Below are 14,693 nucleotides of genomic sequence, written 5' to 3' on the forward strand. Positions count from 1 at the left end.
GGCGCAATACCGTGTGGCTTCAGCCATGTGCCAAATATCGCAACAAGAAGGATGAGAACGATAAGAGCAATAGAGATATAAAATGCGCTTGATGAACGTTTTATCATCGTGAGACAACCTCCCCTGTGCGAACGACAAACCTTTTGCGCAGCAAGGCATACAGCACGTGAAAAGCCATTGCAAGCAGCACGAGCGACATRCATATGACCGACATCGATGTGACACCTTGCATGGCAGGCGAAGTAATGAAGCCTCCCAGGCCGAAGATGCCGCAGATCGCTTCCGCAACAGCCATACTCGCCAGTGCCAATGTCGTCGCCTTCGGCAGAATCGAGAGCAGATCGAGCATGACATTGCGCAGAACATGCGAGATCAGCACCTCACCACGTGTTAACCCTTTGGCTTGTGCGGTAACGACATAGTCCTGGCCCAGCTCGCGCGTAATAGCGACACGCATGGTACCGTAAATCGTAACCGACGGAATCAGTGCGATGGTGAGAAAGGGGATGAGGAAAGGCGTTTTATCACCAACTTGTACAATTAGCAGCACGTAATGACCCAACAACTTCGTTACATAGATCGCGCCTAATTGTATAAGAACAATTAAGAAAAAATCAGGTAAGCCCACAAGCAGAGCTTGCGCACCATCTAGTACTACGCCTAATCTTCGCCACAATGACGCTAACATCGCCATCAGCATGCTAAGCACAATAGCCATCAGCAGGCCAGGGATGAAATACGTACAAGTTCGAAGCAGCATAGTAGGAAGTTCTCCGATCACTGAGACTTCACTGCGGTTGTATGGACTGCGGAATTTACCGAAATCGCCATGGAAAAAACCCTGGATTTGCTCTTTCACCGAATAGCTGTAGTATCGCCATGAAATGATAGGACGCTCCAATGGAACAGCTGACGCTGGGTAGATACCTTTGATCGTCATCGTCTTGCCGATGTAGTCCCACGTCTTGCCATAGGGAACAGATAGCAAACCCGTTTTCTCATTGAGTATTCGGCTTCCCGGCAGTTGTTCACTTATTTTCTGAATGCTTGTATTCGGTCCGAGCGTGAGCCGAATTTGATCTGGCTGGGTAGACAAGAATGCATTTCGGATGTTGCTCAGAAAGAAGATACACACAAGTGTAAACACCCCGAGTAACAGCCACCGTAGCGTTGACTTCAAAACCGGTCACCTCGTTCTATTATTCACCATTGGTAGATAACTATTTCATAGTTTACCATGATTCATTTGGGAGCACTATCCATTTTAATTTCAGCTTACTAAATAAGAAAAGCGTCAGCGACCAAGTCACTGACACTTTTAGGTGGCCCTGCTATGAGATTTAAGCAATTGTCTTTTAACCCTGCCAACTTATGCGGCACCGCCCTGATCCCTGAATAAATTTTACGTGGAAATAATCAGGCTAATTTGGTCAAATGGGCTAATTAGATGGAATTAGATGGAAAATATCCTGTTATTCCGCTAGTTTTCTCATAAAAAGAGGCAGCTGTGGTTGAATTAACTGGAGTAACTTCCTTTATTCCACAAAACCCTCCCGCAGCGCCATTTTTAACAGTCGAAATTGCTGTTATTTCACCTTTAAGCATAAATAAAGTCCACCCTTCGGCTACTCCTTAAACTTCAAAAAAAACCTGGCATGCGATCACTAAGATCGCTGCCAGGTTCCATCAAACTTTACTCGCTCACGAGCTAAACTGCGCTTGGTGCAAACGGCTATAAACACCGCCCACAGCAATAAGTTCCTCGTGACCGCCTTGCTCGCTAATGCCCTGCTCCGTCACGACCACGATGCGGTCCGCATTCTTGATCGTCGCCAGTCGATGGGCGATCACAAGCGTGGTCCGCCCCTGCGACAGCTCGGCCAGCGACTGCTGAATCGCCGCCTCGGTCTCGGTGTCGAGCGCCGAAGTCGCCTCATCGAGGATGAGAATTGGCGGATTCTTCAAGAACATCCGCGCGATCGCAAGGCGCTGCTTCTGTCCGCCCGAGAGCTTGACGCCGCGCTCGCCAACGACCGTGTCCAGTCCCTTCGGCTGGGACTGGATGTAACCTTCCAGCTGCGCACGCCTTGCAGCGTCCCAAATCTCGGCATCCGTCGCGCCCAGCTTGCCGTAAGCAATGTTCTCCCGCAGCGTGCCGGAGAACAAGAACACGTCCTGCTGCACGATGCCAATTTGGCGGCGCAGCGATTCCAGCTGGATACCGCGTATATCCATGCCGTCAATGGAAATGCTGCCTTCATTTACATCGTAAAATCTCGGCAGCAAGCTGCAGATCGTTGTCTTGCCTGCACCGGAAGGACCAACGAAAGCAACGGTTTCGCCTGCGCGAATGGACAAGGTAATGTCATTCAAGACCCGGGCTTCCTGCCCGTACCCAAAGGAGACAGAATCGAATGTTATCTGTCCTTTGAGATGGCCAACTTTCACAGCGTCAGGCCGATCAGACACTTCGACCTCTGTATCCATCACTTCGCAATACCGCTTGAATCCGGCAATACCTTTGGGATAGCTCTCAATGACGTTATTAATTTTCTGGATCGGACCCAGGAATACATTCGTTAATAGAACGAACGCAATGAATTCCCCGTAGGAAATTTGCTTATCGATCACGAACCATGTTCCACAAATCAATACGAACACGGTCACCAAACGCATGAGAATATAGCTTAACGAGACATTCCATGCCATGATTTTATAAGAAAGCAGCTTGGTTATACGGAACCGCCCATTGTTATCCTCAAACAGCTTCTTCTCGTAAGACTCGTTCGCAAAAGCTTGCACGACACGAATGCCGCCAATGTTATCCTCGACTCTAGCATTAATATCGGCGAGATCGCCCATCATTCGGCGGAACGTCTTCGTCATTTTTTGATTAAAATATACAGCAATCCAGAGTAATAAAGGTACAATCACGAAGGTTAATAGCGCCAACTTCACATTAATGCTCAGCATGAGCAGAAGCGCGCCGATTAGCGTCATTACCGCAATAAACAAATCCTCGGGACCATGATGCGCTACTTCACCAATCTCCAGCAAGTCATTGGTCATACGCGACATCAATTGACCTGTTTTGTTATTGTCATAGAACCGGAAGGAAAGCTTCTGCAGATGGTCGAACATCTTTTTCCGCATATCCGTCTCGATATTAATCCCCAGCTTATGACCCCAATACGTGACGATGAAATTCAGCACTGTGTTCAGTCCGTAGACTGCAAGCAGCCCTGCACAAGCCCAAAGAATCCAAGCCCAATTCCCGGCAGGCAGTAATTTATCGACCACTTGATTAACAGCTAGCGGAAAACCAAGCTCCAGGAGCCCAGCCACAACCGCGCAAGTAAAATCCAAAATAAATAAGTGCTTATATGGCCTATAGTACGAAAAGAAACGTTTCAACACGTTAATTCACACCTCCATCGACTATTATACATCAAAGAAAATGAATGAGGAAAAAAATAGGCGGTTACCGGGGGACAGCTGTCCACAATTTTCATATATATAGTTGAACAGCATTCTGTGTGTGGAGGAACTGACAATGCTTATTAACTCTTTGGACACACGAACCGCGATCTTCCTTGCCGCCATGTGCAGTCAGAGCTACGGGCAGCTTGAGAAAGGTCCGGAAAACGTCATTTTGCCCCGCAATTATCGAATGGTTTCCTCCTTTACGGCAACCTCGGCCTTTGGCGGTAAAGAGCCATTCGGTTTCATCGCTGAGTCTGATAGGCAGATTGTGATTGTTTTTAGAGGCACGAGTTCAACGTCAGATTGGATTTCCGATGCTATAGCCAGACAGACTGTATATCCCTATGCCAAAGACGGCGGCCTTGTCCACAAAGGCTTTCTCGATATCTACAATAGCGCACGCAAACAGATTATATCCGCCATCTCCAAGCTTTCTCCTCGTAAAACACTTTACCTCACGGGACATAGTCTTGGAGGATGTCTCGCCAGTCTATGTGCCGTCGATCTTACGACTAACACGAGGTTCAAGGAACCTTCTATCTATACCTATGGTTCACCACGCGTCGGAAATCCAGATTTCGCCAGCCACTTCAACCGCAGAACTGGGCCACGTTATCGCATTTATAATACCAATGATATCGTCCCTGAGCTTCCGCCTTTCATCTATAGAACTCCCCGATCCGAACAAGTCTACCATTATCTGCATGTCAAAAAAGGCGTCGAACTCACTTACCAAGCTGGCTCCATGTCCGCGAACCATGCGATTAGCGGCTATTATGCCGAATTGGCAAAGCTTGATCCCCGCTATGCGGAGCAACTGCAAAGTCGAACACCGGGGTTTTGTCCATGATCCGTGGAATACCAGCATGGTTTAAACATCTCAATAACGGCAAGGATAGAGGTTGATGCTTATTTCCATATAAAAGGGGAGCTCAGCCTTGATCCTAGTTTCTTTCCTAGTTTTAGTTTGGTATTGCCTACATGTGTTGGTCACACTGCCCAAAAAACTGCCTCTCATCACGAATGTGCTGCTCTACATGGTTTTGTCCATCATCGATATCAATCGCATGACATTATTCAGTGATAATTTAAGCCTGTACCGCTTTAGCACCCAAATCCCTGAATTCCTTTGTGTGATCCTATATCGAGACTTCATATATTGCTTCACGCTGCTTACTTTTGCCAATGTGTATCTCACAGCTTCCAAATTTCTCACCAAAGTGCTTATTTCCCTCTATAGCTTCATCTTTCTCCTTCTATGCTGCCTGATTCTCAACAGATCGGGTGCCATCATCGTTCTCACATGGAACATCTTCTATGATAGTATTACGCTGCTAATCATGCTGCTTGTGACATATTGTCTAGCTCGCTGGCTGCTGCATTTGACGCGGAAGGAGAGGGCCGCATGAATGATGTGGTCAATTACGACAACCATTTCAACGTAAATGAGTGGTTTGTCATCGCCATGATTGTTCTAGGGGTGTTGCTGATTCTCGTATTACCCAAAAAGTTCACCCCTGTACAGACCTTGTTCACCTTGCTGATCGGGATCGTATTTGGCCTTATGTTTGATCATACGATCGGGCTTCCTCCCTTTGATTTCTACGACGTCGGAGATAATTCCAAGTACCAGTGGTTCGATATATTTTCCTATACCATGTATGCTCCCTTTGGTTACCTCTTTATTTACCTATACAAATGGCTCGGTCTAAAAGGTTTCTACATCATTCCTTACATAATCATCTGGTCGCTCCTGAGTGTAGGCGTTGAATGGCTGAGTTTGTTGGTGGGAGTCTTTCATTATAAGCATGGGTACAGGCTCATATTCTCCCTCCCGGTTTACTTATTTCTGCAGTCGATTCATTTCCTGCTGTTTCAAAAACTACTTGATAAACAAAAGCAGAGCGAATGAAAATATAAAAATAGGCATCCAGCAACCCTGACAGACTCTTGTCAGGGTTACTTGTTTATAATCCAGATATACCAATTAATCTTAGAAAGGAAATGATCACTTTATGAAATCAATGAACCAAACCGGCATGGTTGTAGCCGGATTACTGCTCGCTATTCTCATGGCTTCCATGGACAATACAATCGTTGCAACGGCTATGGGCTCAATTATTGCAGACCTAGGAGGACTGGATAAATTTGTTTGGGTCACATCCGCTTACATGGTCGCTGAAATGGCGGGAATGCCAATCTTCGGCAAGCTCTCGGATATGTATGGCCGCAAGCGGTTTTTCATCTTCGGCATCGTAGTCTTCATGCTAGGTTCTGCTCTCTGCGGAACGGCTACTTCCATCGTACAGTTAAGCATCTATCGCGCTATTCAAGGGATTGGCGGAGGGGCTTTGGTCCCTATTGCCTTCACGATTATGTTCGATGCCGTTAAGCCTGAAAGCCGGGGCAAATTAATGGGACTCTTCGGCGCGGTTTTCGGCATGTCCAGCATTTTCGGCCCCCTGCTAGGCGCATATATGACTGATTACGTAAAATGGGAGTGGATTTTCTATATTAATCTGCCACTAGGTCTCATTGCCTTCCTGATGGTCGCCATTTTCTATAAGGAATCCCTTCAGCATGTTAAGCAGCGCATCGATTGGACCGGCGCTTTCACGCTTGTAGGGGCAATCGTCTGCCTCATGTTCGCTATGGAGCTGGGAGGGAAGCAATACGCCTGGAATTCGGCTCCCATTCTCGGATTATTCACCGGATTTGCCTTGCTTGCGGTCTTATTCATCTATGCGGAGACTCGGGCGGAGGAACCGATTATTTCCTTCCGTATGTTCCGTGACCGACTATATGCAGCGAGCAATGCAATAGCGATGTTAAGTGGCGCCGCCTTCATCACGGCTTCTGTGTATATTCCGATTTTCATTCAAGGCGTACTTGGCGGGAGCGCCACCAATTCCGGGCTTGTACTGCTCCCGATGATGGTGGGAACCGTCGTTACTGCAACGGCTGGAGGCTTCCTGATCAGCAAATTTACGTATCGTGCTATTCTCATTTCAACCCTCGTGCTGCTTGTGGCGGGAATGGCTTTGCTCATGACGCTAACACCAGAGTCAACGCGATTGACCATCACCCTCTACATGATCTTAGTTGGCCTGGGAATCGGCGCTTCCTTCTCGGTTCTGAGCAACGCTGCCATTCATTCGGTACCAGCCAATAGGCGGGGAGCAGCTAGTTCAACGCTGAATTTCCTCCGCTCACTCGGTATGACGATTGGCATTACCGTCTTCGGCATTATTCAAAGCCATTCGCTGACTAAGCATTTGTCAGAAGCTTTCACAGGCAGCGGCGCTGCGGCTTTGCCGCAAGGCTTCGATGTCAAAGATCCGCATGCGCTGCTCGATCCAGCAACCCGTACCCAAATTCCTTCGGGGGTGCTTGCACAAATTTCCGATGGGCTGTCATCTTCTATCGCAACTACGTTTGCTTGGGGACTCATCCCCGCCGTACTTGCTCTAGCTGCCGCTTTCGCGATGAGCAGAGAAAAGTTCGTCATTGAGCCCCATACAGAAGCGTACACCGCATCCCACTAAAAATAAAAGGTCCCCTCCACTCATCATCGAGCAGGATGGGGATCTTTATTAAATGTTAGGCATTTTCCTTCATAGCGAAATGTTTCTGAATCAATGAAATCTGACCGGCATGGATACCTGTGTGGTACATCAAGCGCCCCACCGCTTCCAAAGGTGTCGACGTACCGATCGCCGTTTCAACGGGAATATGCCACTTATCATCCGGCAATTCACGCATAGCCTCAATTAAGTGAGCGTTGGAAGCAATCAGTAAATTGATCAGATCCTCTATATCCGTAAAGACGGCTTTACTTGCGGATGGACCTCCGCTGGTTTGCAGCTTAAGCCCCTCAGGGAAGCTTCGACCAAAAAACCAGTTAGCGAACATATATTCAACTTCCGCATTATGACGAAGCATATATCCGATCGAGGCAGAACCCAATTCAAGGGTTAGATCGGCCTCTGGCAATTTTCTCATTGAAGCATGGAAACGGTCTTGAATTCCATTCCAAATCGGTAATACCATTGTAAAAGTCATAGTCATTACGCTCCCTTATCGGATAAATTAAGAAGACTTTGGTTGTTGATGGCCATCTCTTGCTACATGATCGAACTGCTCTGCTGTTAAGTTGATATCATACGCTTGACCAAAACCTGCCACATACCGTCCTTGCAGTGTGGTCAATTCGAACAGCGAGAAGTCCAGCGTCTTCAGGACATTAATCATCTGTTTGCCGAATGCTTCTCCGAAAAGTTCAAAGATGTCTTCATACCCTTCGTTGCCAATGTTCGTGGCCTGACATACGAAACGCGCCCTTTGTCTGGCAAACATATTTTCGGAGGAAACTTCATCTTCAATAAGCATGACATCCACGGAAGGGTTAGACTCCATATAGCGGAAGTGATTGGCTATTCGGCTGATGTAGATATATAACTTGCCATCCTTTTTAACAAAAGGGGCGTATGAAATGAACGGTTTGCCCTGCTCGTCGACTGTGCTCAACATCAAGGATTTCAGGCTATCCGTGAACTCCAAGTACTGAAGTTTAATGCTTTCTTTGTCCGGTTGTTTCATGGGGGATCCCTCCACTTTTCTTTAAGATATGTATGCGTGGGCCGGAGCCGTCGGAGGCATATTGAATATCGGTTTCAACCTCATAGACGTTCCTAATCAAATCACTTGTAAATACCTCGTTCGGCTTGCCGTATTCGTACATGGAGCCTTCTTTTATAACACAAACCCTATCGCTGTAAGTACTCGCATGATTCAGATCATGAAGCACCATTATGACGGTGAGGCTCAGTTCCCGATTCAGCTTACGAACTAGCTCCAAAACGTCCAATTGATGCGCAATGTCTAGATACGTTGTGGGTTCATCCAACAACAGAATCTTAGGTCGCTGCGCGAGCGCCATGGCGATCCAAGCACGCTGAGCTTCGCCTCCGGATAAAGAAACAACGAGTCGGTCTTTGTAGGCAAGCATGCCAGTTTGCTCCATTGCCCACTGAATAATTTCATAATCCTCTTTGTTAAAACGTTCATACCACTTTTTATGCGGTACCCTGCCGTAGCCCACCAGTTCTTCAATTGTCATATCCGCAGGACTTGTGTTCGACTGGCACAGCATGCACATCATACGCGATATCTGCTTAGTACTTAGGGATTGAAGCTCCTGGTTGGCGATGCAAACACGGCCGCTCTCGCAGGGAATGAGCCTGGATACCCCTTTCAGGATCGTAGACTTCCCTGAGCCGTTCGGCCCGATAATCGATACAACCTCTCCTTCATTAACGTTCAGTGAAAAATTGTTTACAATCGTCCGCTCAGCGTATCGAATCGTTAAGGATTGTACCTCAAGCACGAGCTGCATCCCCCTTTCGCATCAAATACAGGAAATAAGGGCCACCAACCATCGCCATAACAATACCTGAAGGAATTTCTAATGGGGCAAACGCCGTGCGCCCAACCGTATCAGCTACGAGAAGAATCAGCGCGCCCATAACCAAGCTCAGAGGGAGCATTTGGCGGTAATCAGAGCCGATCAAGATTCTTGCAATGTGTGGAACCATAAGTCCGACGAAACCCACAAGACCAACGGAAGAAACCGAAATCGCTGCCAGATAAATGGCGATTAACGAAAGTGTGAAGCGAATGCGCGTCAGGTTCTGACCCAAATTGTGGGCCGCTTGTTCGCCTAGGCGCAAAATATTCGCCTGCCGGATGCACAGGAATGCTGCAATCCAGCCGATGATCGAGTATGGCAGAATGACGGCAACACCGCTCATCCCTTTACCGGAAAGGCTGCCATTCATCTATTGAAGCGCAGCCGGAAGCTTATCGCTGTACAAGATCGTGAGAAGACCAATGCCTCCACCGAAGACCGCATTGACGGCAACTCCTGATAAAATCACACGAATTGGCGCGAACCCGCTGCGCCGATTCCACGCCCAGATGTACACCATTGCGGCGGCTCCCGCTCCTCCTAGAATGGCTGCCAGAGGCACCATCGAGGAGTAACTCGGAAGCACGAGGATGATGAACAATACCGCCACCGCTGCTCCACTGGATACACCCGTGAGTCCGGGATCTGCCAAAGGATTCTGCATAACCGCTTGCAACAATGCACCTGATGCGGCCAAATTAGCTCCAATTAACAGCGCAAGAAACACACGGGGGATACGGATATCCCACAAGATGGTGTCGTTCGCGATATCTCCCTGACCCATTAGGGTCATAACGGTCTCCTTTAAGGTGAGATGAACGCTACCCAAACCAATTGAGAGCAGGGTAGCCACGATTAGTAATAGACAGGTGATCCCGATCAATGCTGCTTTTCTTTTCTGTTTCTCAACCACTTGAAACACTTGCATTCCCCCGGGCTATTTGTACAGTACTTGCGATAACTCTTTGTAAGCAGCGGGTGCATTCATAATGGATGCAATGCCGAATAAGTTGTAGTCCAGTGTTTTCATTTTTCCGTTTTTGAAGGCGCTAAGCTTTTCCCATGAGCCATTGTTCTTTACATCCTCTTCGAACTTTTTGGCTGCGGCTGCTGGATCGCCATGAGCAACGATAAGAATGGCATCTGGATTCGCTGCGACGATGCTTTCCATATTGACAGGCGTGTAGGCCTCTTTCAGCTTCATGACATCACTTACTACGTTAGAAGCCCCCAGTTTTTTCGCGAAACTGCCTGCAAATGTGTTCTCATTCATAAGCATAAGCGATTCAGCCGATCCGAAAAGAAACAGCACTTTCGGAGCCGTCTTCCCTTTCGAAGACTCCAACGCAGCTGACTCTTCTTTCGCCACGTCTGGCGTAAGCTTAGCAATCAGCTCCAAGTTAGGCTGATGAGATGAGCCAATTCGAGCAACCTTGGCAAAAGCCTCCGGTAGTTTGCTGCTGGAAGTAGGCACACCAACTGGCTCTACACCCAATTCATTCAAAATTTCTGTAATGGACACAGAAACGGTTGCCACCTTGGCAGGTGTTTTATTATTGAATTGAGCCAATAGCTCCGTTACTTTCTTCTCATCTATCGTAGATACTGGCGCAGTCGGTGCTTGCGTTGCTGTAGCTGCTGTCGACGCTGCAGTAACGGCAGCTGTTGGTGCTGCGGAACCTTGCGGTGCTGCTACATTAGCCGTTTGGGCATTGCCGCAGGCGGCTGTCAAAACGGCCATAAGCACAATGAAACTAATTTTCATTGACGCGCTTTTCATTTTGTTTCCCCCCTTTATTTAAGTAAAATAAACTTTTGGTCAATTTAATTTATCGATGTAATCCACCTAGTCTTCTGGCAAAGGTTTACAAAAATCTAGTTTTAATTTACAATTTTCAACAGGATCACTAATGATTCGACACGAACCTACAGAAGACAAATTTTGATAGGGGCATTTATACAAATGGATCTTTTAATAAGCGAAAATCGCTGTCAGAGAAATACGATTGCATTGCGATTATTGCTGCTGAATTTCACGATTATCATCCTAGTTATCTCTTTTTCATATATGAGGCTTGGGTTAACTACTCCCCATTATTTGTATATGGTTGCCGCCAACGTCTTGACCCTTTCGACCTATGTCATCTTCTATTGCTATCATAAGGATTCTGGTTGGATCGGCTATATCCCCATTGGGGGACAGTTTCTTAACACCATGCTTTTAATGATGTTTGTACCTGCTGTGACGAATACATTTAGCAGTATTTACATCGTTGTTGTAGCCGCAGTTTTTATGCGCAGAAAGGTGATGTTCGTCGCTATTTCACTTGTTTTGGCAGCGGACTGCTACTTCTTCCTATTTGTAGAAGCCAAGAATTTCGAGCTGTCCTCCCAAATACTTATGGGTATTCTGACGTGGTCACTGCTTATAATCATCAGCTTGCTCCTGGTTTCCAGTAATAACAGAAAGCTCATGGAGCGCTTCTTCACATTACAGAAAGATATGCTGGATAAGGCCGAGCAGATCAAACACATGGCCTCCACCGATAGTCTAACCTTGCTTCCGAATCGCTTCTCTGCCTATGAACATTTAGAATATGCGATCCAGCAAGCAGGTGCTGCGAATGGCCGAGTTTGTGTCATTTGGGTCAATATTGATAACTTTCAAATGATTAATGATTCTGTGGGGTATGCCACAGGTGATCAATATTTGCGATTTTTTGCCCGTAAAATGGTACATACGTTTACTCCCGGCATGCATGTTTCCCGCTCAGGAGGAGACGAGTTTAACCTCATCTTGAATGTAGGCGATACTGATGCGGATTTCTTAAGCACTGTTCATGCCATTTGGAAAGCTTGCCAATCCCCTTTTCAAGTCGCCGGCGTTTCCTTTCCGCTCAAAGTGAGTATGGGAGTCGCCTTATATCCGGATCATGGGCAATCTGCCGAACAGCTGCTCAAATGCGCCGATGTCGCTATGCGTAAGGCCAAAGCCGGCGGGAAACATCAGTTCCGTGTTTTTGATGAAACGATGCGATTGGATCAGCTTTACAAGCGGAAGTTGGAAGATGCGCTGCAAGGAGCATTGGCACAAAATCAGTTCACTCTGCATTTCCAGAAACAAATTCATGTGCCCAGCGGAGAGGTCAAAGGGTATGAGGCTTTACTGCGTTGGCAGCAGCCAGATGGGGTATATATCCCTCCAAGTGAGTGGATCCCACTGGCCGAAGAGACTGGGCTCATTGTGCCGATCGGTTACTGGGTGCTGCAAACCGCTTGTCATACGGCTAAAAAGTGGCAGGTTGCCTCCCAGATGTCTTTTACCATATCCGTCAATATCTCTGCACTTCAGTTGATGCAGTATGATTTTGCGGATCAGGTTATGGTCATCTTAGCGGAGACTGGGCTGGATCCCCGCCATCTCGTGCTCGAGCTTACGGAGACTCTGCTTATTCAATCCATTGAAACATCCACTAACCACCTCAACTTCCTTAGGGACAAAGGGGTGCGCATCGCGCTCGATGATTTCGGCAAAGGCTTCTCTTCTCTCAGCTATATCAAGCAATTGCCGGCAGACATTATCAAAATTGATAAGTCCTTCATTGATCATATTGACGATTCAACCGTAGATCGGGTGATTATGGAGTCGATTATCTCGCTCGTTCAGCGAATTGACAAAGAGGTAGTGGCCGAAGGCGTAGAAAAGCATGAACAGTTGCTCATCTTGCAAGCGGTCGGCTGTGATTTTGTGCAAGGGTACTATTTCAGCAAACCTCTGCCTGAACATCAGGCTTTTCACGCACTCGTTCAAGTCTAGCAACAGAAGAACCGCCCCCCATCGGGAGCGGTTCTTCTGTTTTTACTATGAGGCCAGATAAGCCACGATTATTCGTCAAATAGTGCCGTGGATAAATACCGCTCTCCAGTATCCGGCAGGATGACCACGATGGTCTTCCCTTGGTTTTCCGGCCGCTTGGCAATCTCCGTAGCGGCAAAAGCAGCCGCACCCGAGGAGATGCCGACCAGCAGTCCCTCCGTCTTCGCCAACGCGCGAGCTGTAGCAAAGGCATCCTCATCGGATACACTCACGATTTCGTCGACAACGGAGCTGTCATAATTATCTGGCACGAAGCCTGCGCCAATGCCTTGAATCTGGTGTGCGCCACGCGGGCCGCCCAGTAGTACGGGTGAATTGGCCGGTTCTACGGCGATGACTTGCACGGATGGGTTCCTTTGCTTCAAAACATCCCCCACGCCCGTGATCGTCCCGCCTGAACCCACACCTGCCACGAAAATATCGACATTTCCGTCTGTATCCCGCCAAATTTCCTCAGCTGTCGTCTTTCTGTGCACCTCGGGGTTGGCTGGATTGCTGAATTGTTGCGGGATGTAAGCATTTGGCAACTTCGCTGCCAGTTCCTCTGCTTTCTTCATCGCTCCCATCATTCCTTCCGCAGCAGGTGTGAGCACAACTTCGGCTCCTAGAGCCTTCAGTAACTTTGTTCGTTCAATACTGAACGATTCCGGGATCGTAATGATCAAGCGGTAACCTAATGCCGCAGCGGCAAAGGCAAGTCCTATCCCTGTGTTCCCGCTGGTTGGTTCTATAATAACGGTGTCTGGTGTTATTTTACCAGCTTTCTCGGCGTCTTTGATCATGGCGAAACCGATACGATCTTTGACACTTCCGGCCGGATTAAAATACTCCAACTTTGCCATTACCTTGGCTTCAAGGCCCTGCCGTTTATTGTAATTCCAGAGCTCTAGCAGCGGCGTATTGCCGATTAGCTCTGTCAAATTATTGTATATGGTCGCCATCTCGTATGACCTCGCCTTCTTTAATCATTAAACCCATGAACTTACTAGGATAATAAAAGTATAGCTTGGAAATGGCCAAAAATGAAATCAATAATGTTGATAAGGGAGTAAGATATTTTCTTATATATAAGGATTTGATATACTTATTCAGACGAAGAACGTCCTTTCGCCTCGCGGCGTAAGGGCGTTTTTTTATTCTTTATGCACAGGAGGAGGTTGGTGAGAATTGGATTTCGAATGCTTACATGCTGCATTTATTGCGAACCACGCAGCTCTACGGAGCGGTGAACGGAAGGGGCGATTACTGAGGGGACATGCGTATGCGGAGAAACTTTTTCTCCAGCAGGTGTGGGCGCCGTTGTTCGGAAATTTCGACAATTTGCACCCCGAGTATGAAATCTACGATTGGAATCGTAAATCTCACCTTGCATGCTCCGAAACGGTGCAATTACCTCCAGATCAGCTAGTCGGATGATGGAGAAAGAAGTGTTGCGGCTGGCCTGGATGCTCGGTCGAGCGATACGCCCGCAGGATGTCATTCAGCAGCTGGACGTTGATTTTCGCACGGCGCGCAAGTGGCTGCGTGGCTTGGTCGAGAAGGGATGCTTGTCTCCCGTTGCAACGGGGAATAGCATCCGCTCTTATGAGCTGAAGGAGGGATCATGGGAGCATCTGTGAGTCTTGATGCTTTCGTAGGCCTCCCTAGTGGGGATTGCCATTGGATGAAATCCAATGCAGAGGCCGTGTGGGAGGCCAAAAGTGTGATTACATTGGACGAAATCCAATGGAGTCTCTTGAATTTGGGGTAAAAAGGGGGGGTGAGGGATCCTTCATTGGAAATCATCCAATGGGGGCTCCCCTTTTGGGGCCAATTCTCCTCATACATTGGATTTCATCCAATGGCGGGGCGTGGGTATGGTAGATG

Annotated in this window: 16 protein-coding genes and 1 pseudogene; 8 read left to right on the top strand and 9 right to left on the bottom strand. The window is 47.7% G+C overall.

Annotated features, from left to right (window positions below):
* Positions 1-103: 103 nt before the first annotated feature.
* From AC1DUA_RS04035 to AC1DUA_RS04045, 3 genes are all read right to left on the bottom strand, one after another.
* A complete protein-coding gene (locus AC1DUA_RS04035) occupies positions 104-1,180 on the bottom strand; it encodes an ABC transporter permease subunit (protein WP_477498504.1) in 1,077 nt (358 codons plus the stop codon).
* A 263-nt stretch (positions 1,181-1,443) separates the two neighbouring features.
* Positions 1,444-1,605: a hypothetical protein gene (locus tag AC1DUA_RS04040; protein ID WP_477498505.1), complete on the bottom strand. Its 162-nt coding sequence runs from the start codon at positions 1,603-1,605 to the stop codon at positions 1,444-1,446.
* Positions 1,606-1,701: 96 nt separating this feature from the next.
* Entirely contained in the window at positions 1,702-3,417 is a 1,716-nt protein-coding gene (locus AC1DUA_RS04045; RefSeq protein ID WP_477498506.1) for an ABC transporter ATP-binding protein, read from the bottom strand.
* A 136-nt stretch (positions 3,418-3,553) separates the two neighbouring features.
* Between AC1DUA_RS04045 and AC1DUA_RS04050 the strand changes: the two genes are divergently transcribed.
* The 4 genes from AC1DUA_RS04050 (at position 3,554) to AC1DUA_RS04065 (ending at position 7,028) form a co-directional block, all read left to right on the top strand.
* Positions 3,554-4,333, top strand: coding sequence for a lipase family protein (locus tag AC1DUA_RS04050; protein WP_477498507.1), 780 nt, complete (start codon positions 3,554-3,556; stop codon positions 4,331-4,333).
* Between the two features lie 88 nt (positions 4,334-4,421).
* Positions 4,422-4,892 (top strand): hypothetical protein, encoded by a 471-nt coding sequence (locus tag AC1DUA_RS04055; RefSeq protein ID WP_477498508.1) that lies wholly within the window; start codon positions 4,422-4,424, stop codon positions 4,890-4,892.
* On the top strand, positions 4,889-5,395 hold the full coding sequence (locus AC1DUA_RS04060; protein ID WP_477498509.1) for a hypothetical protein: 507 nt from the start codon (positions 4,889-4,891) through the stop codon (positions 5,393-5,395). The genes AC1DUA_RS04055 and AC1DUA_RS04060 overlap by 4 nt, the downstream gene beginning before the upstream one ends.
* A gap of 103 nt (positions 5,396-5,498) precedes the next feature.
* The gene (locus tag AC1DUA_RS04065) at positions 5,499-7,028 is read left to right on the top strand and encodes an MDR family MFS transporter (RefSeq protein WP_477498510.1); all 1,530 of its coding nucleotides are present in this window, start codon (positions 5,499-5,501) and stop codon (positions 7,026-7,028) included.
* 55 nt (positions 7,029-7,083) lie between these two features.
* On the opposite strand, the gene AC1DUA_RS04070 is transcribed toward AC1DUA_RS04065, so the two are convergent.
* From AC1DUA_RS04070 to AC1DUA_RS04090, 5 genes and pseudogenes are all read right to left on the bottom strand, one after another.
* Positions 7,084-7,545 (bottom strand): DinB family protein, encoded by a 462-nt coding sequence (locus AC1DUA_RS04070; protein WP_477498511.1) that lies wholly within the window; start codon positions 7,543-7,545, stop codon positions 7,084-7,086.
* A 27-nt stretch (positions 7,546-7,572) separates the two neighbouring features.
* Entirely contained in the window at positions 7,573-8,082 is a 510-nt protein-coding gene (locus AC1DUA_RS04075; RefSeq protein ID WP_477498512.1) for a HugZ family pyridoxamine 5'-phosphate oxidase, read from the bottom strand.
* Positions 8,054-8,869: an ABC transporter ATP-binding protein gene (locus tag AC1DUA_RS04080; RefSeq protein WP_477498513.1), complete on the bottom strand. Its 816-nt coding sequence runs from the start codon at positions 8,867-8,869 to the stop codon at positions 8,054-8,056. The genes AC1DUA_RS04075 and AC1DUA_RS04080 overlap by 29 nt, the downstream gene beginning before the upstream one ends.
* Positions 8,862-9,878 (bottom strand): annotated as a pseudogene (locus tag AC1DUA_RS04085) (FecCD family ABC transporter permease). The gene AC1DUA_RS04080 and the pseudogene AC1DUA_RS04085 overlap by 8 nt, the downstream one beginning before the upstream one ends.
* A 9-nt stretch (positions 9,879-9,887) precedes the next feature.
* On the bottom strand, positions 9,888-10,730 hold the full coding sequence (locus AC1DUA_RS04090; RefSeq protein WP_477498514.1) for an ABC transporter substrate-binding protein: 843 nt from the start codon (positions 10,728-10,730) through the stop codon (positions 9,888-9,890).
* Between the two features lie 183 nt (positions 10,731-10,913).
* Between AC1DUA_RS04090 and AC1DUA_RS04095 the strand changes: the two genes are divergently transcribed.
* Entirely contained in the window at positions 10,914-12,767 is a 1,854-nt protein-coding gene (locus tag AC1DUA_RS04095; protein WP_477498515.1) for a putative bifunctional diguanylate cyclase/phosphodiesterase, read from the top strand.
* A 68-nt stretch (positions 12,768-12,835) separates the two neighbouring features.
* On the opposite strand, the gene cysK is transcribed toward AC1DUA_RS04095, so the two are convergent.
* Entirely contained in the window at positions 12,836-13,768 is a 933-nt protein-coding gene (gene cysK / locus AC1DUA_RS04100; RefSeq protein ID WP_477498516.1) for a cysteine synthase A, read from the bottom strand.
* 226 nt (positions 13,769-13,994) lie between these two features.
* Between cysK and AC1DUA_RS04105 the strand changes: the two genes are divergently transcribed.
* Genes AC1DUA_RS04105 through AC1DUA_RS04115 form a run of 3 tightly spaced genes read left to right on the top strand, consistent with a single transcriptional unit; the run spans position 13,995 to position 14,577 of the window.
* Positions 13,995-14,243, top strand: coding sequence for a hypothetical protein (locus AC1DUA_RS04105; RefSeq protein WP_477498517.1), 249 nt, complete (start codon positions 13,995-13,997; stop codon positions 14,241-14,243).
* Positions 14,244-14,257: 14 nt separating this feature from the next.
* Positions 14,258-14,446, top strand: coding sequence for a hypothetical protein (locus AC1DUA_RS04110; RefSeq protein WP_477498518.1), 189 nt, complete (start codon positions 14,258-14,260; stop codon positions 14,444-14,446).
* On the top strand, positions 14,431-14,577 hold the full coding sequence (locus tag AC1DUA_RS04115; protein ID WP_477498519.1) for a hypothetical protein: 147 nt from the start codon (positions 14,431-14,433) through the stop codon (positions 14,575-14,577). The genes AC1DUA_RS04110 and AC1DUA_RS04115 overlap by 16 nt, the downstream gene beginning before the upstream one ends.
* Positions 14,578-14,693: the final 116 nt, after the last annotated feature.

This window comes from Paenibacillus sp. 01T422 (assembly GCF_056398785.1).

Bases quoted from the DNA above. Each gene is read 5' to 3' on its own strand.
- AC1DUA_RS04040 (WP_477498505.1), bottom strand. From the start codon at position 1,605: ATGCTTAAAGGTGAAATAACAGCAATTTCGACTGTTAAAAATGGCGCT.
- AC1DUA_RS04050 (WP_477498507.1), top strand. From the start codon at position 3,554: ATGCTTATTAACTCTTTGGACACACGAACCGCGATCTTCCTTGCCGCC.
- AC1DUA_RS04060 (WP_477498509.1), top strand. From the start codon at position 4,889: ATGAATGATGTGGTCAATTACGACAACCATTTCAACGTAAATGAGTGG.
- AC1DUA_RS04065 (WP_477498510.1), top strand. From the start codon at position 5,499: ATGAAATCAATGAACCAAACCGGCATGGTTGTAGCCGGATTACTGCTC.
- AC1DUA_RS04070 (WP_477498511.1), bottom strand. From the start codon at position 7,545: ATGACTTTTACAATGGTATTACCGATTTGGAATGGAATTCAAGACCGT.
- AC1DUA_RS04075 (WP_477498512.1), bottom strand. From the start codon at position 8,082: ATGAAACAACCGGACAAAGAAAGCATTAAACTTCAGTACTTGGAGTTC.
- AC1DUA_RS04090 (WP_477498514.1), bottom strand. From the start codon at position 10,730: ATGAAAAGCGCGTCAATGAAAATTAGTTTCATTGTGCTTATGGCCGTT.
- AC1DUA_RS04095 (WP_477498515.1), top strand. From the start codon at position 10,914: ATGGATCTTTTAATAAGCGAAAATCGCTGTCAGAGAAATACGATTGCA.
- cysK (WP_477498516.1), bottom strand. From the start codon at position 13,768: ATGGCGACCATATACAATAATTTGACAGAGCTAATCGGCAATACGCCG.
- AC1DUA_RS04115 (WP_477498519.1), top strand. From the start codon at position 14,431: ATGGGAGCATCTGTGAGTCTTGATGCTTTCGTAGGCCTCCCTAGTGGG.